Below are 26,489 nucleotides of genomic sequence, written 5' to 3' on the forward strand. Positions count from 1 at the left end.
AAATTTAATATCAAAAAATCCCAAAGCTATTGTTCAATATAAGCTTATACATAGCATAATTATTCTATTAAAAATTCATATTTATTCTATTCGATTTAATAAGCCTTTTTCTACTTGGTACATTTGTCCATCTCCAAAATCAATCTGTTGTTTATCACCCTGTAATTTTGGAAATCCTATAATCCTTTCAAGTTGGGGGGAGCGTTGAAACTGCTGGGTTTTGGGGTTAAACATCCAGTAAATATAACGTTTATCTTGAATGGTTCGTTCTTCTGAAATATCTGACAACACAATATCGTAATATCCATCAAAATTAACATCCATGTAACCAATACTTTTCGGAAATGCGCTAAATCCTGACAGCGCCTGTACAACGCTATTGTTATTTTTATTTACAATGTCTACTCGTTTAAGTACCGAACCATAGGGTTGCTGAATATCTTCCAGACCATAAAATTTAAAGATAAAATTAGGTTTATCTGTAACTTTTATTGCAGGCTCAAACTGAATGGATTTCCCCAAAGCATCATCACCTTCAGCAAACATCGCCTTCAGATCACCGCTATTGGCATTCAGCATCCCCGATAATTGATAAGTCCTGCTTGTTATATTTTCAGGGTCAGCATCAACAGATTTTAAATTCAACTGATCGCCTTTTTGCAATCCTTTTAAATTGATTATCTGATCTTCAATAAGGTCATATAAAGTAGCATGCGGATTCCAAATCCCAGCATACAGACTAAGAAAATAACGTCCTTCGGTCGATTTCAACATGCGTTGCATGGAAACTCGAACATTATTGAGTGGCTTGTATTCTGGAGCATTTAAAACGGTTTCAGCCATACTTAGGTTGGAAAAAGTCAACGCAGCAATACAAAGCAATAATTTAGTTTTCATTGTTCAGCACACTCATAAATGCGGAAATTATGAGTACTGTATCACAAAAAAACCACTCAATTGAGCGGCCTTTTTTGTATCTTTGCAACAGAAAGAAAACTTAGTTCTTTTCTTTATCTATGATTTTGTTTGCTTGAGTCCACGGTATGAGCAAATTCAAAGCGCTGCTTTGAATGAAGTGCAAGGAGACAAAACTCTGCTTGTCACAAAATGTAAGAAAGGGAAAGCTACCTTGCATAAAAAAGCCCCTGTTAAAAACAGGGGCTTTTTGACTTAGAAATTAGAACTTAGTTCTTTTCTTTGTCTACAACCTTGTTCGCTTGAATCCAAGGTATGAAAAAAATGGAAAGCATTGCTTTCCATTTTTTGTAAAGAACGAAACCTTAGTTCTTTTCTTTATCTACGATCTTGTTCGCCTGAATCCAAGGCATCATAGAACGTAACTTATTACCTGTCACTTCAATACCATGCGCTGCATTTTGACGACGACGTGCAGTCATAGATGGATAGTTCAACGCACCTTCTTGAATGAACATCTTCGCGTATTCGCCAGATTGAATACGTTTAAGCGCATTACGCATTGCTTCACGAGACTGTTCGTTGATAACTTCAGTACCAGTTACATATTCGCCGTATTCAGCATTGTTAGATACTGAATAGTTCATGTCCGCGATACCGCCTTCGAACATCAAGTCAACGATCAATTTAAGTTCGTGTAGACATTCAAAGTAAGCCATTTCTGGAGCATAACCTGCTTCAACCAAAGTTTCGAAGCCCATTTTAACCAATTCAACAGCACCACCACAAAGAACTGCTTGCTCACCGAAAAGGTCAGTTTCAGTTTCTTCACGGAATGAAGTTTCGATAATACCAGTACGTCCACCACCTACGCCTGAAGCGTAAGAAAGCGCAACGTTACGTGCATTACCAGAAGCATCTTGGTGAATGGCGATTAAGTCAGGAACACCTGAACCACGTTGGTATTCAGAACGTACTGTGTGACCCGGTGCTTTCGGTGCAACCATGATCACGTCTAAGTCAGCACGTGGAACAACTTGGTTGTAAAGAATTGAGAAACCATGAGCAAATGCTAAAGTCGCACCTTGCTTGATGTTTGGCTCAATCTCGTCACGGTAAAGTTGTGATTGGAACTCATCCGGAGTCAAGATCATGACTACGTCAGCTTGCGCTACAGCAGCAGCAACTTCAGCAACTTTAAGACCTGAATTCTCAGCTTTTTTCCAAGAAGTAGAGTTCGCACGTAAACCTACGGTCACGTCAACACCAGAGTCTTTAAGGTTAAGCGCATGTGCGTGACCTTGTGAACCGTAACCGATGATCGCTACTTTTTTACCTTGGATGATAGATAAGTCAGTGTCTTTATCGTAAAAAATTTGCATTGCTGTCTCCGCTTAAATGCTTTTGTTTCCTTTTTCCCAAGCCAATGATGTTATTGGTATTCATTGGCCTAGAACCTCATCTATAAGATGAGCAGAATGTGTGAATAAAATTAAAATCGGTTAGATTGTTAAAACTTTTTCGCCGCGCGCGATACCTGATACACCTGAACGCACCACTTCAAGAATGGTATTTTCTGCCAGCGCATCAATAAAGCCGTCTAGCTTTTCAGTGGTACCTGCGATTTGAATCGTATACGTCGTCGGTGTTACATCGACAATTTGTGCACGAAAAATGTCTGCAGTGCGTTTAATTTCGGCACGAGCTGATCCAAGTGATTTCAATTTAATCAACATGAGTTCACGCTCAATGTGTGCACCTTCAGACAAATCTACAACCTTTACAACTTCAACCAACTTGTTGAGCTGTTTGGTGATTTGTTCAATTTTATGATCATCACCATAAGTGGTGAGGGTTAAGCGCGACATGGTGGGATCTTCAGTCGGTGCTACATTTAAAGTCTCAATGTTATAACCGCGTTGAGAGAACAAACCGACTAAGCGAGAAAGCGCACCAGCTTCATTTTCAACGAGTACAGAAATTATGTGTCTCATTTTGTGCGCTCTCCTTTTCCTAACCACATATCTTTCATAGATTGACCAGCAACCAGCATTGGATAAACGTGTTCTGAACGATCAACCATCACGTTAATGAATACGCATTTATCATTGATGGCCATTGCTTCTGCAAGCTTAGAGTCAAGCTCATCTGCATGGTCAATTTGAATGCCGACGTGACCGTAGGCTTCCATTAATTTGGCAAAATCTGGCAATGAATCGACATAAGAACTTGAATGACGACCTTCGTAGTTCATATCCTGCCATTGTTTAACCATACCTAAAGCACGGTTATTCAAGCAGAGAATTTTCACATTTAAGCCATATTGCTTACATGTTGATAATTCCTGAATACACATCTGAATCGATGCTTCACCGGTAATACACACAACTTGCTGGTCCGGGAATGCGAGTTTCGCCGCCATGGCATATGGCAAGCCCACACCCATCGTTCCTAAACCGCCAGAATTGATCCATTGACGTGGACGTTTGTATTTATAGTAGTTAGCACCGAACATTTGATGCTGACCAACGTCTGAAGTAATGATGGCTTCACTGTTGGTGATGCGATCAAGTGCTTCAACCACCTGTTGTGGTTTCATTACACCATCAACACCTGGTTCATAACGCAAGCCATGTACTTTGCGCCATTCATTAATTTGAGACCACCACGCAGCAATCGCTTCAGGATTTGGCTTAGAAACATTCATTTGTTTCAATTGAACCAACATCTCTTGAAGTACAGGTTCTACTGCACCCACGATTGGAATATGCGCCATGATGGTTTTTGAAATCGTCGCTGGGTCGATATCAATATGAATTACTTTTGCATTTGGACAGAATTTTGCCGGATTATTGGTTACACGGTCATCGAAACGTGCACCGATACACAAAATCACATCTGCATTGTGCATGGTCATGTTGGCTTCATAGGTACCATGCATGCCCAACATACCAACGAACTGCTCATCAGTCCCCGGGAAAGCACCCAAGCCCATAAGGGTATTGGTTACCGGGAAATTTAGAAGATGTGCAAGCTCTGTAAGTAATTCAGATGCATTGCCTTGAACAACACCACCACCACTATAGATGACTGGACGTTCAGCGCTAATCAGCTCTTCAATGGCTTTACGGATTTGACCTGAGTGACCACGATGCGGTGGCTGATACGAACGCATCTTCACTTTTTCAGGATATTCGTAAGCAAATTTTTCTGCAGGATTGGTTGCATCTTTAGGAATATCAACAACCACAGGACCTGGACGACCTGAAGAGGCAATATAGAATGCTTTTTTAATAATTCCAGGAATTTCACTGGCATGACGCACCTGGAAACTATGTTTCACGATTGGGCGAGAAACACCAACCATGTCTGTTTCCTGGAATGCATCTTCACCAATTAAATGTGTTGCAACCTGACCAGACAAAATCACCATTGGGATTGAGTCCATATATGCCGTTGCAATAGGCGTTACTGTATTGGTTGCACCTGGGCCTGATGTAACAAGTACCACACCAGTTTTACCGGTTACGCGCGAATAGGCATCTGCCATGTGACCAGCAGCTTGCTCATGACGTACGAGGTAATGATTGATTTTGTCTTGTTGAAAGAGCGCGTCGTAAATATGCAGTACTGCGCCGCCTGGGTATCCAAATAAATGTTCAACGCCTTCGTCCGCCAATGCGCGAACAAGCATTTCACCACCAGATAAAAGTTCCAACGTGATTCACCCTAATCTTTTTCACTAACAAATGGAGGGCATTTGTAGTGGTTAATTCATTAACTGTATGCACTGTTATAGCACACAAATTTCATAGTTTTCATAGCAATAGGAAAAAAATCTGACCTGACTGCTGTTTGAGCAATATGAGGTCTAAAACATGTTGGGATAAACATATTTTGTTGGCTTTGTTCAGCTTCTCGGCTAGAGAAGAAGTCCATTGCTAAAATGACGCTGATTCGAAGGGTGATCAAATAAACGCATATAAAACTACAGTCAGCATTTTTGTGGTTTCGACTATTAAAGTCAAGTTTAAAAATTAGCTTTTTCTTGATTATTTACAGACCGTCTGTTTTTTAAGCTTTTTGATTGATTTCAGCATTTATTTGTTTATGGATGATTTCACCAGAAAAACCAATCACTTCGTTACACTTAACAATTTGCTCATAAAAAAATACTATAAATTAAATAAATAATTTTAATATGTTATGGCTTTGCAGATTTGTTTTTCTGAATAAGGTTTTTAAATAGCCCTGTCAGTTACTAAATATTTCGTCTTTATTTTCATCCCAGCCGCACCACTCATGCGATCATAAATTGATCAAAAACAGAATAGCTTGGAATTAAAAATTAACGCCACAATGAACCATTTTTGTGCAAGATTCAACCTACCCTATCATTCGTCAGCTTATCTTTTTTTTCTGCAAATAAGCGAAAATCATATAAAATATGAAACCTAGAATGTAAATATCTTCCATATATTACAACCGACTGATTATTATAGGGACTTGTTCATTATGTCATTATCTTTGATTAAAACTGGATTCATGGCTGCATGTGTTACCTTCAGTCTAAGTTCCACCACCGGCTTTGCTAAAGAATATTACAAATGGGTCGATGCAAAAGGTTCTACGCATTACACCACTACTCCACCACCCAAATCGGCCAAGAAAAAAGGTAAAGTGGATACCTATGGTGTCTCTCGCACTTCAACACCTAACCAATCAAACTCTGAAAATATCAACAATATAGAGCAGCCGACTCAAAACACCACCATCGTGTCTGGCGAAAAAGTCATTGTTTTACCAACGCCAACTGCATCACCTAGGAGCCAGGCACAACCGGATAATGAGACTTCGGCACCTGCCGCACAATGACCGATTTGGCTGTATAAATTCAACCGCTGATATTTATCCAAAAACTTCGATATTTTCTTATTTATACATCGCCGCAAAATTCACTTTTAGGTGCATTTTGCGCTATGCTGTGCAACAAACTTTTAACCGTTGTTCTTAATTACGTTTATGACTACTCACATTGACCCTGAATATCAAGCCAGTGCGATTGAACCTTCTGTCCAACAAGACTGGGAAACTCGCAAAGCCTTTAAAGTTGCCGACACTGTAGAAGGTAAACATCGCTATATCTTATCGATGTTCCCTTACCCAAGTGGCAAGCTGCATATGGGTCATGTGCGTAACTACACCATTGGTGACGTGATCAGCCGTTTCCACCGTTTAAAAGGTGAAACTGTGCTTCAGCCGATGGGTTGGGATGCGTTCGGTCTTCCTGCAGAAAATGCAGCGATTGCCCATCAGGTTGCTCCGGCAAAATGGACGTTTGAAAATATCGCATATATGCGTGATCAATTGAAAAAACTCGGTCTTTCAGTGGACTGGGATCGTGAATTTGCAACCTGTACTCCAGAGTATTACCACTGGGAACAATGGCTATTTGTACAGCTGTATAAGAAAGGTTTGATTTATCGCAAACTTTCAACAGTGAACTGGGATCCAGTAGACCAGACTGTTCTTGCAAACGAACAAGTTGAAAATGGTCGTGGCTGGCGTTCAGGTGCATTGGTTGAAAAACGTGATATTCCAATGTATTACTTCCGCATTACCGACTATGCGCAAGAATTATTAGACGATCTAGATTCACTCAAAGATGGTTGGCCACAACAAGTGTTGACCATGCAGCGTAACTGGATTGGTCGTTCACAAGGCATGGAAATCACTTTCCCTTCAGCGAACCCTGAAGTGTATGCAGACGACTTAACCGTTTATACCACTCGTGGTGACACCTTGATGGGTGTGACTTATGTTGCAGTTGCGGCTGAACATCCATTGGCTTTAAAAGCTGCTGAAACGAATCCTGAATTGGCTGCATTCATTGAAGAATGCCGTATGGGTTCTGTAGCTGAAGCCGATCTTGCCACTGCTGAAAAGAAAGGTATGGCAACAGGTCTTTCAGTTAAGCATCCTGTGACTGGTGAAGCAGTTCCGGTTTGGATCGCCAATTACGTATTGATGTCTTATGGTTCAGGTGCGGTGATGGCTGTTCCTGCACATGACGAACGCGATTTCGAATTTGCCAACAAATATGGCCTAACCATCAAGCAAGTCATTGATGCCAAAGGTGCAGATGATGCTGAATTCTCTGCTACGACATGGCAAGAATGGTACGGTTCAAAAGAAGGCAAACTGGTTAATTCTGGCGAATTTGATGGCCTGGATTTCCAAGCTGCTTTTGATGCGTTCATTGCCAAATTAGAACCACAGAAACTTGCTAATACCAAAGTTCAGTTCCGTTTACGTGACTGGGGTGTTTCTCGTCAGCGTTATTGGGGTTGTCCAATTCCAATGATCAACTGTGAAACATGTGGTCAGGTGCCTGTACCTGAAGAACAGCTTCCAGTGATTCTTCCGACTGACGTGGTGCCGGATGGTTCAGGTAACCCGCTGAACAAAATGCCTGAATTCTATGAAACTCAATGTCCTTGCTGTGGCGCAGACGCACGTCGTGAAACAGACACCCTGGATACCTTTGTAGAATCATCTTGGTATTACGCACGTTATGCATCGCCTGACTTCACTGGCGGTATGGTGAAACCTGAAGCTGCACAATCTTGGCTTCCAGTGAACCAATACATCGGTGGTGTTGAACACGCGATTCTGCATTTGTTATACGCACGCTTCTTCCACAAATTGATGCGTGATGAAGGCGTAGTACAAGGCAACGAACCATTCACCAACTTGCTCACCCAAGGTATGGTTTTGGCGGATACCTTCTACCGTGAAGCAGATTCAGGCAAGAAAACCTGGTTTAACCCTGCGGATATCGAGCTAGAAAAAGACGAAAAAGGTCGTGTGCTTTCTGCAAAATATAAAGCTGACGGCCAAGAAGTTGTGGTTGGCGGTCAAGAGAAAATGTCGAAATCGAAAAATAACGGTATCGACCCGCAAGCGATTATTGACCAATACGGCGCAGATACCGCACGTGTATTCATGATGTTTGCAGCACCACCGGATCAATCGTTAGAGTGGTCTGATGCAGGTGTTGAAGGTGCAAACCGTTTCTTGAAACGTGTATGGCGTTTGGCTACAGGTTTCCTTGAACAAGGCAATAGCGCTACGACTATTGATAAAGCAAATTTATCAAAAGATGCACAAGATTTACGTCGTAAAACGCATGAAACCATTCAAAAAGTGAGTGATGACTTAGAACGCCGTCATGCATTTAATACAGCCATTGCAGCACAAATGGAATTATTGAATAGCATCAACAAATTTGAAGCGAAATCTGACAATGATGTTGCGGTTGAACGTGATGCCATTATTACTTTGCTCACAATGCTTGCCCCATTTGCACCGCATTTAAGTCAAACCTTATTGACTGAATTTGGTATTGAGTTAACTGAAGCACTGTTCCCAGTTGTGGATGAGTCTGCTTTGACGCGTAACACGCAGACCATCGTGGTTCAAGTGAACGGTAAGCTTCGCGGTAAGTTGGAAGTTTCAGTCGATATCTCTAAAGAAGACATTTTGGCTCAGGCAAAAGCCTTACCAGAAGTTCAACAATTCTTGACCGGTCCTACCAAGAAAGAAATTGTGGTTCCGAATAAACTTGTGAACTTGGTGGTTTAAGATCCTTGAGTTCCCTCTCCTGAAGAATTGTTTAAGCACTGCTTTAAAAAATTCTGCAAGTGAGGGTTAGGGATAGGTAAATTATAAAAGCCCCTCATCCTGACCTTCTCCCTGAGCCATATATGGCGCAAGAGAAGGGACTTTCTGAAGGATTTCACAATTCTAAACAAAGCCCGTTGTCAATCAACGGGCTTTGACTTTACAATCAACTCAGGAATTCATTTACCCATCTTTGGGATAAACCGAGGAATAAGCATGCATTTGGTTCAACGTGTTGCAGCGATTGTATTAACTTTAGGTCTAAGTGCCAGCTTAGTCGGTTGTGGTTTTCATTTAAAGGGAACCAACCCAACGACAGCTCCTGTTGCGTACTCAAAAATGAGTTTAGCGCTTCCAGATAACACAGAAGAATTACACGAAAAACTTGCAATATACCTGGGTGCGACCGGCATTCAACTGAGCAACAATCCAGATGCTTATGTATTACATGTGCTTGAGTACACGCCTCAACGTCATGAACTCAACGGTAAACTGGTTGAAACCTTGCTTCGCTTAACCGTAACTTTCCGCATTGAAGATGCGCAAGGTAATCCTGTCACCGAACCACGTACTCTGACAGCTTCACGCAGCTATCAATATGACGTCGCGACCGTAAACACCGACGATCAGGAACAGAAATATCTCAATCAAGTCATTGTGGATGACATTGCACAGCAAATTGTGCGTCAGATTTCATCCAATCGTTTACCGAAAGTCGCAGCCAAACCAGCAACGTCAACCACTCAACCTTAAAGATAGAAATTAAGCTATGAAACTTGACTATCCACAAGCACTGAAACGTGTTGATGAAGCTCGCGGTGCTTGGATTATGTATGGTCAAGAGCCATTACTTGAACAAAATTTACTCGATGCTTTTCGGAAAAGTTGGCAAAAACAAGAAATCGAACGTCAGCGTCATGACATTAATAACGTGAGTGACTGGAAAAATGTCTTTAATGCTCTAAATAGCTTATCGCTTTTTTCCACTCAGCTTGCCATTGAAGTGCATGGCAACATCAAGCCTGATGCAAATGGCATCAAGCAACTGAAAAGCTATATTCAGCACAATGAACAAAACCTGTTGCTTGTGGTCATGCCCAAACAGGACAGCAGCAGCTTAAAATCCAGTTTCTTCCAGGTGGTGGATGCCAATGGTGTTACCGTACCGCTGACTGCCAATTACCCACAAGACCGGCAACGGATTTTAGGAATTGAGGCAGAAAAACTGGGGATTAAACTGGCCAATGATGCCTGGGCTTGGCTGGAACAGCATCATGAGCACAACCTGCTCGCTGCCAAAAACAGTTTAATGCGTGTCAGTGATACCTTTGCCGATGTCGACGTGATTCAGATTGATCACTTGTATTCATGTTTGCAAGACCAGTCGCGCTACACCACTTACGATTTAAATGATGCCATTCTTGCGGGAAATTTAGCCCAAGCAGTGAAAATTTTTCAATATCTGATTGCTTCAGGTGAGCCGATGAGTCTGATCTTATGGAGCATTAGCAAAGAAATGCGCTTGCTGATGCAACTGTTTGAACAGCCGCAAAATGCCTTGCAACTCGGTATTTGGAAAAATAAAGTCAGTCAATATCAACAAGCCTTAAGACGGCTCAATCCCAATAACTTTCTGACTTGGCCTTCGCTGCTGTTACGTATTGATGCGTCCATTAAAGGTTTGGGAAAAGAAAATCCTGAGCACTTGGTCATGCAGGCCATTGCCAGCATGTGTGGTCAAAGTTTATTTTCCAGCTAGGTTTAGGATTCATCTGTTTTCGCTGATGCAGACCATTTTTTCTAAGCTGAATATTTTATTTTTATGATTTGAGTGATCTGCTTCTAAGTTCCATTTCAATATCACGCTTGCTATGTTTTATATATTTTTCATCTTAATTAAAAATCTCAAAAAAAGTACTTAACAACAAAGCACGTTAAAAACTTATTGAATAAAAAAGAGTTTTTTTGTAAAAAATAGTTATCATTTCTATTTGATGCAAAAATATTCACGTTTTATCCTCATTTAGCTTTTATAATCTGTTCAATTTCCTCAATTTGCACGCTCACTATGCCAAAAATAAAACCGTCCAAAATAGTTGTTGCTGTGGTCTGCATTCTTGCTCTTGCGGTCACAGCCTGGTTTTTCTTAAAGCCCAAAGAGCAACCACCTCAATACATTACCAGCGAAGTCAGCCGCGGCGATATTGAAGACTCTGTGCTTGCAACTGGTGTACTTGAAGCCACCAAAATGGTCAGCGTCGGTGCACAGGTTTCCGGTCAGGTCAAAAAAATGTATGTGAAACTGGGCGACCAAGTCAAACAAGGTCAGCTGATTGCACGAATTGATTCGATTCGTCAGGAAAATGACCTGAAAACGGCTGAAGCGAGCATTAAAAATCAACAAGCGCAACTGGCAGTCAAACAGGCAAACTTAGCCAAAGTTCAAGCGGAGTATCAACGCCAGCAAGCGATGTATGCACAAGATGCAACTTCACGTGCTGAACTGGAATCTGCACTGGCAAGTTTTAAAACAGCACAAGCGGACATCCTGGCGATTAATGCACAAATTGAACAATCTCGTTTAACCCTGGCAACCGCCAAAGAAGATTTGGGCTATACCCAGATTGTTGCGCCTATGGATGGCACCATTGTGGCGATTGTGACTGAGGAAGGTCAAACCGTAAACGCCAACCAAAGTGCACCGACCATTGTTAAGTTGGCAAAACTTGACTACATGACCATTAAGGCTGAAATTTCAGAAGCCGACGTGATGAAAGTAGAAAAAGGCCAAACGGTTTATTTCACCACTTTGGGCAATAGCGACAAAAAACACTATGCAAAACTACGCCAAGTAGAACCGGCACCGAATTCAATTAATACCGAAACCAATAATTCATCTACTTCATCTTCTAGTACTGCGGTGTATTACAACGCATTATTTGATGTCCCGAATGAAGATGGCAAGTTACGTATTGATATGACGGCACAAGTTTATATCGTACTGAATGAAGCAAAAAATGCCTTAACTGTGCCTGCAGCAGCTTTGCAAGGCTCAAACCGCCCGCAAGGCAAACGTGGTGAGCGTAGTGCAGACAAGGCCAAAGAACAAAAACCAGCCGATGCCGATCAGGCTAAAGCTGAACGTCCAAAACGCCTGGAACTGTCTGCTGAAGAAAAATCACTGATTGAACAAGGCAAAGCCTCTATGTCAATGGTTCGCGTGGTTCAGGCCGATGGTACTGCAAAACCGCAACCAGTCTTGGTCGGTTTAAATAACCGTGTAACCGCTCAAGTGATTAAAGGCTTGAAACAAGGTGACAAAGTGGTGATTGCAGATGCTTCCGATACCTCGAATGATTCTGCAAAGCGTAGTAATAGTCGTGCTGGCGGTGGTGCTGGTCCAATGAGAATGTAATGATGAGTCAAGATCAACAACCTTTGCTCAAGGTCACAGATCTGACTCGTGAATTCCCCGCCGGGGAAAGCACCATTCAGATTCTGAAGGGCATTAATTTAGAGATTTACCCTGGAGAACTGTTGGCCATTGTCGGCCAATCAGGTTCAGGTAAGTCAACCTTGATGAACATTCTCGGATGTTTAGATCAACCCACTGCAGGCAGCTATCAGGTTCAAGGACGTGAAACCCGGAAACTGGAAGCAGATGAACTGGCACAACTGCGCCGTGAATACTTTGGTTTTATTTTCCAGCGCTATCATTTATTGGGAGATTTAACTGCGGCAGGCAATGTCGAAGTTCCGGCTATTTATGCAGGGGTGGATGCATCTGCACGTCAGGAACGTTCAACCCAACTGCTGACAGACTTAGGGCTGGCTGAAAAAACCCAAAACCGTCCCAGCCAGCTTTCCGGTGGTCAGCAACAACGTGTGTCGATTGCACGTGCCTTAATGAACGGTGGCGATGTAATTCTGGCCGATGAACCGACCGGTGCACTGGATAAAAACAGTGGTATTGAAGTGATGCGTATTTTACGTGAACTGAATGCCAAAGGTCATACCATCATTTTGGTCACGCACGATCATAATGTAGCGAAAAATGCCTCGCGCATTATTGAAATTAGTGACGGGAACATTATTTCGGACCGGGCCAATGTGCCTGAAACGGATGGTGAAGTGCTGGAGAAGCGGCAACTTGACCGTACACCACAAAAGAAAACCCCATCTTGGCGCTCTGCTGCCGACCGACTGGGTGAAGCATTCCGTATGGCCATCCTTGCCATGAATGCACACCGCATGCGTACCTTCCTGACCATGCTCGGGATCATTATTGGTATTGCATCGGTTGTGTCAGTTGTGGCGCTCGGCAATGGTTCACAAAAGCAGATCTTGGAAAATATCAGCAGTCTTGGTACCAACACCATCACGGTGTCCCAGGGCCGTGGCTTTGGTGACAATTCCAAGACCGCTCAAGTCAAAACCCTGGTTCCGGCCGATGCTGAAGCTTTGGCCGAACAGCCCTATGTCGATGGGGTGACGCCTTCGGTTACCAGTAGTGTAACTGCACGCTTTAAAGATACTGAAGCATCTGCCACGGTCAATGGCGTGAGTGAAGACTTCTTCTATGTTAAGGGCATGACCTTGGAATCGGGTCAGCCCTTTGACAAAGAAGGTGTGACTGAACGTGTCCAGGATGTGGTCATTGATAACAACACCAAGAATACCTTCTTTAGTGATGGCACCAATCCTGTCGGTCAGGTCATTCTTCTGGGCAGCTTGCCAAGCCGTATTATTGGCGTAATTGAAGCGCAAAAATCGATGATGGGTAACTCGGATAGTCTGAATGTTTATCTGCCCTACTCGACCGTCATGAGCCGTATGTTGGGTCAATCCAATGTGCGTAACATCATTGTGCGTGTCAAAGATGAATACCCGAGTACTGCCGCTGAAAATGCCATTCTGAACTTGCTGGTTCAGCGTCATGGCGCACAAGATGTGTTTACCCAAAACTCGGACAGTATTCGTGAAACCATTCAGCAAACTACACAAACCATGACCTTACTGGTTTCTGCCATTGCGGTGATTTCACTGATTGTCGGTGGTATTGGGGTGATGAACATCATGCTGGTTTCGGTGACTGAACGAACTCAAGAAATTGGGGTACGTATGGCTGTCGGTGCACGTCAAAGTGACATCTTGCAGCAGTTTCTGATTGAAGCGGTACTGGTGTGTATTTTGGGCGGTGTCTTAGGGGTACTGTTATCTTTAGGCATTGGACAGCTGATTGGTCATTTTGCTGGCGGTACTTTCCAGATGGCCTATTCAACCACTTCAATTATTGCAGCCTTTGTCTGTTCCAGCATGATCGGGATTATTTTCGGCTTTATCCCTGCCCGTAATGCAGCACAGCTCAATCCTGTTGATGCACTTTCTCGCGAATAAGGATACTTAGAATGCAAATGAATTTTACCAAACTTGCTACTGCCCTTATTTTAACTGGTTCGCTGGTCGGTTGTGCTGCGGTGGTGAAAACACCGTATGAGCAACCTGCTGTAAATATTCCTGGCAACTTCCAGAACAGCAAAGCCATAAGTCAGCAAGTACATGCCGATGTCTATGCAGACCAATGGTGGACCTTGTTTGGCGATGCGCAGCTGAATCAATTGGTCAGTCAAGTTTTAGCCAGCAATACAGATCTGGCAGTTGCCGGCATCAACTTGCAGCAAGCACGTTTGCAGGCCGGTTTAGCTGCAAACCAGCAAGGTCCACGGGTCAGCTCAAGCGTATCGGCTGGGCATAGTATTGACTTAAATTCAGGTGATGATTCCTCACGCGGCTTGTCGTTAAGTGGTGGCGTAAGTTATGAACTGGATTTATTCGGGAAACTGGTGCGCCAAACTGAAGCATCTCGTTGGGAAGCTTTAGCGACTGAACAGGACTTGCAAGCCACTGCACAAAGCTTGGTAGCGACGACTGCAAATTTATATTGGCAGTTGGGTTATCTGAATGAGCGTTTGACAGTTGCACAGCAAAACCTCAGCAGTACGCAAAAGATTTATGAACTGGTACGCACACAGTACCGTGCCGGCGCAGTTTCTGGTCTGGACTTAACTTCAGCTGAACAGTCAGTGCAAAGTCAAAGATCGACTTTAAGCCAGATTGAACAGCAGAAAGTTGAAACGCGCACTGCACTGGCGGTGTTAATGCATCAGCCGGTACAGCAACTCAACATTCAGGAACCGTCTCGTTTACCCCGCATTGCCCTGCCGACCATTGCAGCCGGCTTGCCGGCAGACTTGCTGTCACGTCGTCCAGACCTACAGGCCTCGGAATTACGTTTACGTAAGGCTTTGGCCAACAAAGATGCCACCAAAGCCGGTTACTATCCTTCAATTAATTTGACCGGAAATTTAGGTTCTTCCAGCACATCGTTAACCAATCTGTTGCAGAATCCGGCTTTAACTCTGGGTGCGAGTTTGAGCTTACCATTCCTGCAATATAACGATATGAAGAAAGATTTGGCGATCAGTGATCTGGATTATGAAAAATCGATTATTCAGTACCGTCAAACCTTGTATCAGGCTTTTGCTGATGTGGAAAATGCGCTATCGGCACGTACCGAATTAAACAAACAGGTGGCTTTGCAAGAACGTAATGTACAACTTGCCGAGAAAACCGAGCGTTTAACTGAAGTACGTTACCGTAACGGCGCAATTGCACTTAAAAACCTGTTAGACGCACAGGAAACCACACGTAATGCGCGTCTGTCTTTAATTCAGACCAAGCAAAGCCAATACAATGCTTATGTAACCCTAATGCAGTCTTTGGGTGGTAGTCCAATCAAACAGTTGCCTTAATCTCAGCAATAAAAAAGCCTCTACGGAGGCTTTTTTTATTTAGGTTATCTTTTTTAGTTAAGTTATTTGGCTTTATAAAAATTTAGAAACTCGGGCGATAATATTTATAAGTCAGGCCTTTTTCATTATAAACGTCATAACTTTTTTGCTTAAAGTCAGACACCCATTGCTGGCCATTAAAGCCGGCAATATGTCCATACACATGTTTGCCGGTGCGGTCAATAATATAAATATCACCTTCTTTAGGTGAATCGAATTTAGGGTTAATTTGTCGATAACCAATTTTCGTCAAAGTATTGCCCCAGTCTGCCGCAGCAACAGGATGACTTTGGAACCGTGCACCTGCTGACTCCAAAGCAAGCCGGATACTTTTGGCACACTTTTGTGAACTGCGATATGAGCTAATACCTTGCAAGAAATTGGTGAATTTATTAATATCAATTCGCTGTCCATTGCTTGCAATAATATTCTTTTTTTGGCTGGTTTGAACGGACTTGGACTCTGTATTTTTTTTAGAATTTTTACCAGATTTGGAACGAATTACGATGTTGGTCTGAACGGGAGCATACATCTCATTCATGTTTACATTATAATCATAAGCCATTCTTTACCACTACTCCCAACCCTTAAACGACGGGCTTTTCACTCATTTCGACGGCGAAGATAGTACCCCGGAATATGTGATTTTTCATGTAATAAATGTAATTAAATATAAACAGACCCCGTGAAATTGAGTTAAATGATTATTTTTTGTTAACTTTTATAAATACAAAGAGTGGATAAATTTAATTACTACTCAACAGATAAACGCAAAGCTGTTATTCCCTTTCCAGCCCTCATCATGACTGGGTCATCTTGAACGCGAGACATTGAAGGAGAAAAATTAAAATCGAGCAAATTTTCCATACTCTGCAATTTCTCTCAATAAACTTCATTCAATTTAAGATCACCCATATATTTTGAATATTGAATAGCAACCGACATATAGCGTTTTTTATCGAGATCCAGAAATACTGTAAAGAAAAAGTTTAACCATTTTCTTTATCCTTATCATTTTTAATTCAAAGTCTTAACTTATAAAATTTCATCTAGAGTTGATAGCTGAATCACCCAATTTAATTTCATTAATTTTCATGTATTTAAAGATAAAATTCCGGTTAATCATATTTCTTTATCCTGAGTAAGCTATGGTTTCATCACTGTAAAAAAAAGGCTAATATGTGCCACAAGAAATTCACAATATTATGAGAGAGACATGCGTCAGTATTTAGACCTTTTACAACATATCCTCGACAACGGTGGCGACAAAGGCGACCGTACCGGTACAGGGACGCGTTCTGTATTTGGTCATCAAATGCGCTTTGATCTTTCTAAAGGTTTCCCTTTACTCACCACCAAAAAAGTTCATTTCCGCTCAATTGTGATTGAACTGTTATGGTTTCTAAAAGGTGATACCAACGTCAAATATCTACAAGACAATAAAGTTTCAATTTGGGATGAATGGTCAACTGCAGAACAAACTGCACGTTTTGGTCGCCCGGGAGGCGAATTGGGGCCGGTCTATGGTCATCAATGGCGTAACTTTGGTGCAACCAAAAAAGAAAATGGCTTATATGAGCAGGATGGTTTTGACCAGATTCAATGGCTGATCAATGAAATTAAAACCAATCCCAATTCACGCCGTTTAATCGTGTCGGGCTGGAACCCGAATGAAGCGGGAAATGTTGCCCTTCCGCCTTGTCACACCCTGTTCCAGTTCTTTGTACAGAACGGCAAACTGTCTTGCCAATTATATCAACGCAGCGCGGACGTTTTCTTGGGTGTTCCATTTAACATTGCCAGCTATGCCCTGCTCACCCATATGATTGCGCAAGTCTGCGGTTTAGGGGTAGGCGACTTTGTCTGGACAGGTGGCGATACCCATTTATATGTCAATCATTTTGAACAGGCAAAATTGCAACTCAGCCGTGAACCGTTGCCGCTTTGTCAATTAAAATTGAATCCTGAAATTAAAGACATTTTCGAGTTTAAATTTGAAGATATCGAAATTGTCGGTTATGAATCCCATCCAGGAATCAAAGCTCCTGTTGCGGTTTAATTTTCCTTTTTAGAGTCCCCTCTCTCAAGAGGAAAGGGTTAGGGAGAGGTAAATCAATACCCTCACCCTAACTTCTCCCCAAGGGAAAAAAATTAGAAATCAAACCTATAAAATCCCTCGTCCCTCCTTTAATAAAGCGGGAAATTGTAGAAAGGATTTTGGGATTATTCACAAGGATTAAATAAATGACCTTTCAAAATTTAGAAATTGTTCATGTCGTGGCCATGGATCAGCAACGCTGCATTGGCAAAAATAATGACTTGCCTTGGCACATTTCTGCTGACCTCAAGCACTTTAAAGAAATTACCCAAGGGGGTGTCGTGGTCATGGGCCGCAAAACTTTAGAGTCTATGGGACGTACCCTGCCGAAACGTGTCAATTGGGTGATTACCCGTGACACGAATTGGTCATTTGAAGGGACTAAAGTGGCCTACTCTATTGAAGATGCCTTGACACAAGCCGTTGCCGATGTCAAAGCTTCAGAAAAACCAGATGCGATCTTTGTGATTGGTGGCGGAGAAATCTTTAAGCAGACCATGAACATTGCAGACCGTTTGGAATTGACTCATGTTGAGCTTGATGTTCAAGGCGATGCCTATTATCCAGAAATTCCGGCTGAATTTAAAAAGGTCGCGTCTGAACAACATATTGACGACAAAACTGGGATTGCTTTTGAGTTCGCAACTTACCGAAAATAAAGGCAATAATTCTTTATAACAGTCAAATATGCATAATATTGGGAAAAGGGAATTTTTCGCTGCGCTGGGCATGGCTCTACTGCATTCTGTGTTCAGCCTTTTCGTTATTTTGTCCTCAATTTGGCTGTGTCTTGCCTTGTGGTTTCAGGAACCTTTTGGCTGGCTCATCACTCGCCTACTTATTGGTATCTGGATTGTCTTTGCTTTAAGTATTCTCGGCATTTACATCACCCAACATTTCTTTAACCGTCACACCGATGTACTGATTTATATGCTGGGTTTTCTGCTCGGCTTATTTTGGTATTTTGGTCTGGAAGCCAGGCAAGATCGTGACTGGAATCCGGAAGTGGCTCAGGTGTTGTCTTATGAACAAGATGGCGACAAGATCACCTTACACAATGTGCGTAATTTTAACTGGCATGCAGACAGCCGTTATGATGAACGTTGGGAAACGCGTGACTTTGATCTAAACCAGATTACCGGTGTGAATATTATTACCTCCTACTGGATGGGACCACAGATCGCCCATACCTTGGTCAGCTTTGACTTTGCCAACAGCAAACCCCTGACCTTCTCGATTGAAATTCGCAAAGAAAAAAATGAAGAATTTTCAACTTATGGCGGTTTTTTTAGAAAATATGAACTCAGCCTGATTGCAGCAGATGAAAAGGATCTGATTTATACCCGCAGCAATGTTCGTGGTGAACATGTCTATTTTTTTCCGGTCAATATGTCGAAAACCGAAAGACGCGCTTTGTTTAAGGAATATCTGGGTAAAGCCAATGAATTCAGGCATCAGCCAAAATGGTATAACAGCCTCACCAGTAACTGCACCACGCTGGTGTTTGATATGGTGCAGGCGATATCTAAAAGACATTTACCCACCGATTACCGCCTGCTGGCTTCAGGGTATTTACCCAATTATCTGTATGACTTAAATGCCATTTCACACGATTTAACCATACAGCAGTGGTATGACGTTGCCTATATAAACCCGCGTGTCAGTAAATTAAACAATATCAGCAGTACACAATATTCAACCCTGATTCGCCAAGGCATACCTAAACCAATACTGCAAAAATCACCATAATTTAAAGTTTAAAAATATATAAGACATAGATTTAACGCTAGTGAATTGACTATTTTTTTGTTTATATAGAACATAAGTTAAATCAAGAACGAGAATTCCAATATGTTAAAAAAATTATTTGCTGTTGGCATGATTGGTGCGGCTATTACTTTTAGCGGTTGTGAAACCACACCGAGCACATCTGCCACGATGGAAACTGCAAATTTAGTTCAGTTGCAAAACCGCACCTGGATTGCAACACAGATTGGCAATACTGAAATAAAAACTGCCCCAACTGCGCATAATATTCCAAGCTTACAGTTTGATGCTGCAACCAAACGCGTCAGTGGTGCCGATGGCTGTAACCGTATTATGGGTAGCTATGAAGCTGGTCGAGATACTTTGGTTCTTAGCCAAATGGCAGGCACCAAGATGGCTTGTCTAGATGGCAATAATGTATCGCAACAATTTAATGAAGCACTGACCAAAGTGGCAAACTATCAAGTCTTTGGTAAAACACTCAAGCTGCTTGATCGTCATGGCAACCTTCTGATCCAATTCAGCAGTCCGGTTCAACCCCGTTAAAGCGTGCAGATAAACACCTGAAATCTCAGGCTTCTGTATTTAAAATGCATAAATAAATACATTGTAACTTCATAAAAAGCCCATATATTAAAAACAATAGATAAATACAGGATAAAACCATGCAACAGGCATTATTTGGTGGTGGATGTTTTTGGTGTGTTGAAGCCATATTTTTACAGCTGAAAGGCGTAGAACAAGTGGTCAGTGGTTATGCCGGCGGTCACACTGACAATCCAAGTTATGACGATATTTGTCGTGGTGACACCAACCATGCAGAAGTCATTTTGATTGATTATGATGAAACACAAATTAGCTTTACCCAGCTTTTGGATGTGTTTTTTACCACCCATGATCCAACCACATTAAACCGTCAAGGCAATGATGTAGGCACTCAATATCGTTCTGTGATTTATTATTTTAATGATCAGCAGCAACAACAGGCAGAGCAAGCCATTGAGCATTTGAAGTCAGAAGGCCTGAATATTGTGACTGAGCTCAGCCCTGCACCCAAGTTCTACCCGGCTGAAGAATATCATCAAAATTTCTTTGCCCGAAATCCATCTCAAGGCTACTGCAATTTTTCTATTCCACCGAAACTGATGAAATTACGCAGCAAGTTTCAGGATTTGCTTAAAGCTGAATAAGAGCACTTTTCAGCGAATTTCAGACATAAAAAAGCGACCGTAATGGCCGCTTTTTTTATATTTTTGATTAGTTATCACTGGCAAAAGCAATATCGCTGAGCCCGGCTTCGCTCGCACGAGACATCACTTGTGCCACAGTGTCATAACGTGATTCTTTATCGGCTTTCAGAACAATGGTCGGCTGACGCTGTTCCTGACCCGCTTGTTTGAATTTTGTCTGTAGCTCATCAAGCGTGAGCACATCGCCATTCCACGCCACATCTCCACCCGCATTAATACTGATGGTGACACTTTCAGGCGGCAAATCAATAATATCTGCCGTGGTTTTTGGTAAGGTTAATGGAATTGATGGGTTAGCAACGGTTGCTGTCACCAAAAAGATGATCATCAATACCAACATAATGTCGATGAGTGGAATGAGATTCATCTCATTCATGCCTACATCGTTGTCTTCGCCCAATTGAAAGCCCATTAAGCTTGACCTCCAACCAAATTATTCGCTGTTGCTTTAGCTTCAGCAGCTTGAGCCGAGCTATCTTGCTGCAACATGGTATCAATTAGCAAACTGTGCGCCTGATCTTGTAGCTCATGCGCCAAACCACGATTGACACGGGTACAAATGTTATAAGCCAGTACTGCAGGAATAGCCACCGCCAAACCTAAACCGGTCATAATCAAAGCTTCACCCACCGGTGTTGCTACTTGTGCCAAACCTGCCTGACCGCTCTTACCTACCGCAACCAAGGCATGGAAAATACCCCAAACCGTACCGAACAAACCCACAAACGGTGCAAGTGAAGCAATGGTACCTAAAACTGCAACACCTTTTTCAGCATTGGCTTTTTCAGCAGAAATTTGACGCAATAAAGCTTGTTCTGCCACTGCTTTACGTTGTTCAAAATTTAAAGGTGAAAATTTTGCCTTTAACTTGCTTAACGCTTGAGAAAGTTGAGCATAAGCTTGTTGCTTCAGTTGGCGAGTCCCCATTAAACGTAAAACGAAGATGGTCCATGTCGTAATCGACATTGCCAATAACACGAAATACAGTGTTTTACTCACTGCATCGGCGTGTTGCCAATAAACTGAAAAGTTCATACTCGAACTCCTAAAAAATGTTAGCCGTGTGGATTCAATGTCAATTCAAATGGTTGGTCAGCACTAATTGGATAAGCCACGCCATTTTCTTTGTACGGTTTGAATTTGGAACTACGCACTGAGCGTAAAATCTTGTCATCTAAAGCAGGCACACCACTCGAACGCGAAATACGCGCTGAGGTAATTACCCCTTTTTCATTCGCTTCAATATGTACCACCACAGTACGCGTTTGGCCTTCTAAATCGCTATTGTTATAAGAAGGTTTGGGCGAACGGCTCCATTGCACGCCCGAGCCACCAATCGATACACTTTTTGGAGATGGCGGAGCAGCGGGTGCCGGTGGAGTAACAGGTGCGGGTGGCGCAACCGGCGCAGGTACAGGTTTAACCACTTTAGTTTCAGAAATCGTTGTCGTGACAGCTGGTTTCGGTGGCGCTTCAACCGGCTTCACCACGGGTTTGGGTGCTTCTGCTTTTTTAACTTGTTGAACCTTCTCTACCTTTTTTGGAGGGGGGGGAAGTTGTTTTTCTACAATTTTAACTTCTTTCACTTCCTTAGGCTTGGGCTTTTCTTTTTTCGGTTCAGCTTTCGGCTTCGGCGGTAAAGGTTTTGGTGGTTCTTGAATTTTAACAAAACGAACTTTTAAAGGTTCTTTTTCAACGGGTTTGAGTTCAGGGGTCTTCATTTGCCCCACCGCCCACAATACGCCCATGTGACCGACCACAACGGCGATCAGCGCTGTGATAATTTTCTTTTTCATCGGGTTGGGAGTTTGCATATTTAGAGCGGGAGATTGACTCATTAAAATCGGTTACCTAATTAAAGCGATTGTAGATCAATACAGATTTAAGCAATCAAGCTCATCGGTTAGTACATTTAAAGCACCGTAATAATAAATGAGAAGTGTTTTCATTTGCAACTATTAATTCAGGAGTTTTGATGAGTTTTTTGAATCAAAAACGAAAAAGGCATGCCTAAAGCACGCCTTTTGAATGAATCATTCTAACAATTATTATTGAAAAACAACGGTCTTGTTGCCATCCACAATAATACGGTCTTCAAGATGCCATTTCACTGCACGCGCCAGCACATTTCGTTCGACGTCTTGTCCAAGTTCACGCAGTTGGTCAACCGTAAAGTCGTGATTTACCCGTTCTACATCTTGCTCAATGATCGGTCCCTGATCCAGATCAGCAGTCACATAATGCGCGGTTGCACCAATCAGCTTCACCCCTTTTTCATATGCTTGCTTATAAGGGTTTGCACCGACAAAGGCAGGCAAGAATGAATGGTGAATATTAATCACTTTCATGGTCCATTTAGACACAAATTCTTCGCTTAAAATTTGCATATAACGTGCAAGAATCAGTAAATCATTTCCTTGCATGATTTCATCAATTTTTGCGTAGGCTTCTGCTTTGTTGTCTTTATTGACCGGAACCACAACAAAAGGAATACCGAAGTTTTCAACTGATTCGCGTAAATCTTCATGGTTAGAAACCACGGTGGTGATTTCGCAAGGCAAACCACCACGTGCATGACGCCACAACAATTCAAGCAAGGCATGATCGACTTTAGAGACCAAAATGCCGACTTTTTTGACATCGCTAACCAGAGCCAAACGCCAATGCATGTTATAGCGCTCTGCCACATTGCTCGCAAAAGTTTGGGTCAAACTTTCTTTACGGCTTTGCAAGTTATCCAGTTCAAACTCAACACGCATGAAATAACGCCCGCCCTGAGCTTCAGTCGCGTATTGATCAAGTGCGGTAATATTTGCTCCCTGATGATACAAAAAGCTCGATACAGCTTGCACGATTCCTGGTTTATCCTCGCAAGTAATCAGTAAACGTGCTGTGTTAGCAGTGGTCATATTCATGTTGGTTTATATCACTAATCAGTTAAATTGAAAAACAAGCCGAGCATTCTAACGCTTTTTTAAGGCTTTCTAAATAGGCTATGTCGCATCGTGATTTTTACTTGAAGATAGACTCTCAAATAGTTCTGAAGGCCCCAAAGTGTCAAGCAGATGTTCATAAGTTTGACGGCTTTCACCACGCAAATATGCTCCTTCCAGAAACACCATTTGACGCAATGCCTGCCAGACCCACTTCTCTTCTAAAGTATTTGAGTCGGTAATATGACCCGACATATATAAGAAGTTGGTCCAGTTGGTCAAAACAATCCACAAGTTAATAATCAGGGCCTCAATTTCCGAGTCCGTCATTTGCATCAACCCGGCATTCACAAAGGCTTTATAAATTTTCTGCCCCTGCTGCATCACCTGACCGGCAAAACGTGGGTACATTTTGCGAAAATCATCATTATTTTCAACCAAATGATAAACATCACGATGCAAAAAGCGATAAGCCCAAAGCTGACTGCTCAGTACTTGGAAATAACGAATCTTATCATTGGCATCGAGCAGGCGATCGTCTGGCAATGCAAGCATTTCCAAAGTTTCTTTTTGATATTGCTCCATCAATTCCTTGATAATTTCGTTTTTATTACGAAAGTGGTAATACAAATTACCCGGGCTCATACTCAGTTCAGCTGCAATATGATTCGTTGTAACTGAACGCTCACCGCGCTCATTAAATAACTGTAAGCTGAGCTGTAAAATACGTTCTTTGGTTTTCACCGTTTTGGAGTGAGACATCCTAAAGTAACCATTCATTCAATAGGTTAGCTAGCTAACACATAAAGTAACTTGACTATTTAGAGCTTTTACTCTAAAAATTAAATTAATCGCTTTTATTTAAGGGTAGCAGGTCATGAATAGTCCTATAAAAACAACTTCAATGACACCACATTCTTTCGATATTCCGCACTTACATACTGTGCTGGAACAGCAAAAACATGCCTATCAACGCCACCCTTTACCAAGTGCAAAGGAACGTATTGATCGTTTAGCACGTTTAAAGCGTATCTTAGTTAAATATCAAGATCAATTTGCCGAAGCAATTAATCAAGACTATGGTAACCGTTCTATTGGCGAAACCAAAATTGGTGAACTGCTCACCTGTCTTGAACAGATTAAATATTATAGCAAGCATTTGACCCAGTGGATGAAACCTTCGAAACGCCATGTCGGAATTATTCATCAACCGGCAAAAGCTTGGGTTCAATACCAGCCGTTAGGTGTGGTCGGAATTATTGCTCCTTGGAACTATCCTTTATTATTGTCGGTAGGTCCACTGATTTGTGCAATTGCTGCCGGCAACAATGCCATGATCAAAATTTCCAGTGCGTCGAGCAATTTTGGTCGTGCGCTTGAAAAAGCCTTAGGTGAAGCCTTTTCGACCGAACTGGTTGCGGTTATTAATGGCGGCGGTCCTGTCTCTGATGCGTTTAGCCATTTAGCTTTTGATAAAATTATTTTCACCGGTTCTACCGAAATTGGTAAAACTGTGATGGCAGCGGCCTCAGAAAACCTGGTGCCGGTGATTTTAGAATTGGGCGGAAAATCCCCTGTTCTGGTGCATCCATCCATTGACCTAAAAGATGTCGCGCAGCGACTTGCTGCAGGTAAGCTATGGAATGCAGGTCAGACCTGTGTGGCACCCGACTATATGTTCCTGCCTAAAGGAAAAACGGCTGAATTCATCGAGCACTTTAGGGCGTGTGTGGAAAATATGTATGCAGATATTGCATACAACCAGGATTACACCTCGATTATTAATGACAAACAGTACAATCGCCTGCAAGGTTATCTGGAAGATGCCTGTAATCAGGGTGCCAAAATGATCGAAATCAATCCTAAACATGAAGATTTAACTGCAGTTCGAAAAATTGCGCCAACTTTATTAACCGGCGTAACCACTGAAATGCGGATTATGAAAGAAGAAATCTTTGGCCCGATCCTGCCAATCATGGAATATGATCAAATTGACGATGTTATTGACTTTATTAATAGCCGTCCGCGTCCACTTGCTTTATACTATTTCGACTTTGATCAGGCGCGTGCTGACTATGTCGCACAGCATACGCATTCAGGGCATTTCGGGCAAAACACGGTATTGACCCATGTTGCACAAGACGATTTACCATTTGGTGGCGTAGGTGCTTCAGGCATGGGCAAGTATCATGGTCCAGAAGGTTTCTTCAGTTTGTCTCATGAACGGTCGGTGATGTCGAATCCTAAGCTGTATAGCTTAAAATTCATTCTCCCACCATTTAACAAACCGATTCATAAATTGATTTCGAAGACCCTTCTTCGCTAACTGATCAAGGCATGAGCTATTGCACGTGTTCATGCCGGGTTTTTATTAAATTCGCTTGTCTTTTAAGCGTATTTTTGATATAAAACGCCCCTTGAATGATTTCATCCGTTTACTTTTAATGACTAGCCGCACAATTAGTGCTGTCTAGCAATGGAGTTCACCATGTCTAAGGTTTGCCAAGTTACCGGCAAGCGTCCAGTCGTTGGCAACAACGTCTCGCACGCCAATAACAAAACCAAACGCCGGTTCGAGCCGAACCTGCATCACCACCGTTTCTGGTTAGAAAGCGAAAAACGTTTTGTACGTCTTCGTTTAACCACTAAAGGTATGCGTATTATCGACAAATTGGGTATCGAAAAGGTTGTTACTGACCTACGTGCTCAAGGTCAAAAGATCTAAGGAGTTCGAACCATGCGTGATAAAATTCGTCTAGTTTCTTCAGCTGGTACTGGTTATTTCTATACCACCACTAAGAACAAACGTACTATGCCGGAAAAAATGGAAATCAAAAAATTTGATCCAAAAATCCGTCAACACGTGATTTTCAAAGAAGCTAAAATTAAATAATTTTGCCTTCTTAAAAAAGCGACCTTCTGGGTCGTTTTTTTTTGCATTTTTTTTATCCGGCTTGATACACTTTAGCTACTTTTTTGGCACCCTTTGTGC

Annotated in this window: 25 protein-coding genes; 15 read left to right on the forward strand and 10 right to left on the reverse strand. The window is 42.2% G+C overall.

What is annotated here, in order from left to right:
* Nucleotides 1–81: 81 nt before the first annotated feature.
* The 4 genes from E0H81_RS01575 to E0H81_RS01590 form a co-directional block, all read right to left on the reverse strand.
* Nucleotides 82–897, reverse strand: a complete 816-nt coding sequence (locus E0H81_RS01575) for an XAC2610-related protein (protein ID WP_131315981.1) — start codon at nucleotides 895–897, stop codon at nucleotides 82–84.
* Between the two features lie 383 nt (nucleotides 898–1,280).
* The gene (gene ilvC, locus E0H81_RS01580; RefSeq protein WP_131267139.1) at nucleotides 1,281–2,297 is read right to left on the reverse strand and encodes a ketol-acid reductoisomerase; all 1,017 of its coding nucleotides are present in this window, start codon (nucleotides 2,295–2,297) and stop codon (nucleotides 1,281–1,283) included.
* A 120-nt stretch (nucleotides 2,298–2,417) separates the two neighbouring features.
* The gene (ilvN, locus tag E0H81_RS01585) at nucleotides 2,418–2,909 is read right to left on the reverse strand and encodes an acetolactate synthase small subunit (RefSeq protein WP_067722031.1); all 492 of its coding nucleotides are present in this window, start codon (nucleotides 2,907–2,909) and stop codon (nucleotides 2,418–2,420) included.
* Nucleotides 2,906–4,633, reverse strand: coding sequence for an acetolactate synthase 3 large subunit (locus E0H81_RS01590; RefSeq protein ID WP_131267140.1), 1,728 nt, complete (start codon nucleotides 4,631–4,633; stop codon nucleotides 2,906–2,908). Before E0H81_RS01590 ends, ilvN begins: the two co-directional genes overlap by 4 nt.
* Before the next feature lie 797 nt (nucleotides 4,634–5,430).
* Here E0H81_RS01590 and E0H81_RS01595 point away from each other — a divergent pair.
* From E0H81_RS01595 to E0H81_RS01625, 7 genes are all read left to right on the forward strand, one after another.
* Entirely contained in the window at nucleotides 5,431–5,790 is a 360-nt protein-coding gene (locus E0H81_RS01595) for a DUF4124 domain-containing protein (RefSeq protein WP_131315983.1), read from the forward strand.
* A gap of 147 nt (nucleotides 5,791–5,937) precedes the next feature.
* Nucleotides 5,938–8,559 carry a leucine--tRNA ligase gene (gene leuS / locus E0H81_RS01600; protein WP_131315985.1) on the forward strand — a complete coding sequence of 874 codons (2,622 nt, stop codon included), beginning with the start codon at nucleotides 5,938–5,940 and terminating at the stop codon, nucleotides 8,557–8,559.
* A gap of 255 nt (nucleotides 8,560–8,814) precedes the next feature.
* Nucleotides 8,815–9,351 carry an LPS-assembly lipoprotein LptE gene (locus tag E0H81_RS01605; protein ID WP_131267143.1) on the forward strand — a complete coding sequence of 179 codons (537 nt, stop codon included), beginning with the start codon at nucleotides 8,815–8,817 and terminating at the stop codon, nucleotides 9,349–9,351.
* A 16-nt stretch (nucleotides 9,352–9,367) separates the two neighbouring features.
* Nucleotides 9,368–10,357, forward strand: a complete 990-nt coding sequence (gene holA, locus E0H81_RS01610; RefSeq protein WP_131267144.1) for a DNA polymerase III subunit delta — start codon at nucleotides 9,368–9,370, stop codon at nucleotides 10,355–10,357.
* A gap of 309 nt (nucleotides 10,358–10,666) precedes the next feature.
* Nucleotides 10,667–12,013 (forward strand): MacA family efflux pump subunit, encoded by a 1,347-nt coding sequence (locus tag E0H81_RS01615; RefSeq protein ID WP_131315987.1) that lies wholly within the window; start codon nucleotides 10,667–10,669, stop codon nucleotides 12,011–12,013.
* Nucleotides 12,014–12,015: 2 nt separating this feature from the next.
* Entirely contained in the window at nucleotides 12,016–13,995 is a 1,980-nt protein-coding gene (locus tag E0H81_RS01620; protein ID WP_131316206.1) for a MacB family efflux pump subunit, read from the forward strand.
* 11 nt (nucleotides 13,996–14,006) lie between these two features.
* Nucleotides 14,007–15,410 (forward strand): efflux transporter outer membrane subunit, encoded by a 1,404-nt coding sequence (locus tag E0H81_RS01625; RefSeq protein WP_131315989.1) that lies wholly within the window; start codon nucleotides 14,007–14,009, stop codon nucleotides 15,408–15,410.
* Nucleotides 15,411–15,492: 82 nt separating this feature from the next.
* Here E0H81_RS01625 and E0H81_RS01630 read toward each other — a convergent pair whose 3' ends face one another.
* Entirely contained in the window at nucleotides 15,493–16,014 is a 522-nt protein-coding gene (locus E0H81_RS01630; RefSeq protein ID WP_131315990.1) for a CHAP domain-containing protein, read from the reverse strand.
* Between the two features lie 651 nt (nucleotides 16,015–16,665).
* On the opposite strand from E0H81_RS01630, the gene thyA reads away from it, so the two are divergent.
* The 5 genes from thyA to msrA all read left to right on the forward strand — a co-directional run bounded on the left by thyA (nucleotide 16,666) and on the right by msrA (nucleotide 20,504).
* The gene (gene thyA, locus E0H81_RS01635) at nucleotides 16,666–17,508 is read left to right on the forward strand and encodes a thymidylate synthase (RefSeq protein WP_131315992.1); all 843 of its coding nucleotides are present in this window, start codon (nucleotides 16,666–16,668) and stop codon (nucleotides 17,506–17,508) included.
* Between the two features lie 185 nt (nucleotides 17,509–17,693).
* The gene (locus E0H81_RS01640; RefSeq protein WP_131315994.1) at nucleotides 17,694–18,206 is read left to right on the forward strand and encodes a dihydrofolate reductase; all 513 of its coding nucleotides are present in this window, start codon (nucleotides 17,694–17,696) and stop codon (nucleotides 18,204–18,206) included.
* Between the two features lie 28 nt (nucleotides 18,207–18,234).
* The gene (locus tag E0H81_RS01645) at nucleotides 18,235–19,296 is read left to right on the forward strand and encodes an Lnb N-terminal periplasmic domain-containing protein (protein ID WP_131315996.1); all 1,062 of its coding nucleotides are present in this window, start codon (nucleotides 18,235–18,237) and stop codon (nucleotides 19,294–19,296) included.
* Between the two features lie 102 nt (nucleotides 19,297–19,398).
* Nucleotides 19,399–19,860, forward strand: a complete 462-nt coding sequence (locus tag E0H81_RS01650) for an META domain-containing protein (protein ID WP_131315998.1) — start codon at nucleotides 19,399–19,401, stop codon at nucleotides 19,858–19,860.
* A 119-nt stretch (nucleotides 19,861–19,979) separates the two neighbouring features.
* Nucleotides 19,980–20,504, forward strand: coding sequence for a peptide-methionine (S)-S-oxide reductase MsrA (gene msrA, locus E0H81_RS01655; protein ID WP_131316000.1), 525 nt, complete (start codon nucleotides 19,980–19,982; stop codon nucleotides 20,502–20,504).
* Between the two features lie 67 nt (nucleotides 20,505–20,571).
* Here the strand turns inward: msrA and E0H81_RS01660 are convergent, their stop codons facing one another.
* From E0H81_RS01660 to E0H81_RS01680, 5 genes are all read right to left on the reverse strand, one after another.
* Complete coding sequence (locus E0H81_RS01660; protein ID WP_131267153.1) at nucleotides 20,572–20,976, reverse strand: ExbD/TolR family protein; 405 nt, start codon at nucleotides 20,974–20,976, stop codon at nucleotides 20,572–20,574.
* A complete protein-coding gene (locus E0H81_RS01665; RefSeq protein ID WP_131316003.1) occupies nucleotides 20,976–21,599 on the reverse strand; it encodes a MotA/TolQ/ExbB proton channel family protein in 624 nt (207 codons plus the stop codon). The genes E0H81_RS01660 and E0H81_RS01665 overlap by 1 nt, the downstream gene beginning before the upstream one ends.
* A 20-nt stretch (nucleotides 21,600–21,619) precedes the next feature.
* Entirely contained in the window at nucleotides 21,620–22,402 is a 783-nt protein-coding gene (locus tag E0H81_RS01670) for an energy transducer TonB (RefSeq protein WP_131316005.1), read from the reverse strand.
* Between the two features lie 210 nt (nucleotides 22,403–22,612).
* Nucleotides 22,613–23,479, reverse strand: coding sequence for a formyltetrahydrofolate deformylase (gene purU / locus E0H81_RS01675; protein WP_131267156.1), 867 nt, complete (start codon nucleotides 23,477–23,479; stop codon nucleotides 22,613–22,615).
* 78 nt (nucleotides 23,480–23,557) lie between these two features.
* The gene (locus E0H81_RS01680; protein ID WP_131316007.1) at nucleotides 23,558–24,259 is read right to left on the reverse strand and encodes a TetR/AcrR family transcriptional regulator; all 702 of its coding nucleotides are present in this window, start codon (nucleotides 24,257–24,259) and stop codon (nucleotides 23,558–23,560) included.
* Nucleotides 24,260–24,374: 115 nt separating this feature from the next.
* Here E0H81_RS01680 and E0H81_RS01685 point away from each other — a divergent pair, with 115 nt between their 5' ends.
* The 3 genes from E0H81_RS01685 (at nucleotide 24,375) to rpmG (ending at nucleotide 26,390) form a co-directional block, all read left to right on the forward strand.
* Nucleotides 24,375–25,823 (forward strand): coniferyl aldehyde dehydrogenase, encoded by a 1,449-nt coding sequence (locus E0H81_RS01685; protein ID WP_131316009.1) that lies wholly within the window; start codon nucleotides 24,375–24,377, stop codon nucleotides 25,821–25,823.
* A gap of 162 nt (nucleotides 25,824–25,985) precedes the next feature.
* Nucleotides 25,986–26,222, forward strand: a complete 237-nt coding sequence (rpmB, locus tag E0H81_RS01690) for a 50S ribosomal protein L28 (RefSeq protein ID WP_010325866.1) — start codon at nucleotides 25,986–25,988, stop codon at nucleotides 26,220–26,222.
* Between the two features lie 12 nt (nucleotides 26,223–26,234).
* Complete coding sequence (gene rpmG, locus E0H81_RS01695; RefSeq protein ID WP_001205031.1) at nucleotides 26,235–26,390, forward strand: 50S ribosomal protein L33; 156 nt, start codon at nucleotides 26,235–26,237, stop codon at nucleotides 26,388–26,390.
* The last annotated feature ends 99 nt before the right edge of the window (nucleotides 26,391–26,489 follow it).

The sequence above is a fragment of the Acinetobacter terrestris genome, assembly GCF_004331155.1.
GTDB classification, from domain to species: domain Bacteria; phylum Pseudomonadota; class Gammaproteobacteria; order Pseudomonadales; family Moraxellaceae; genus Acinetobacter; species Acinetobacter terrestris.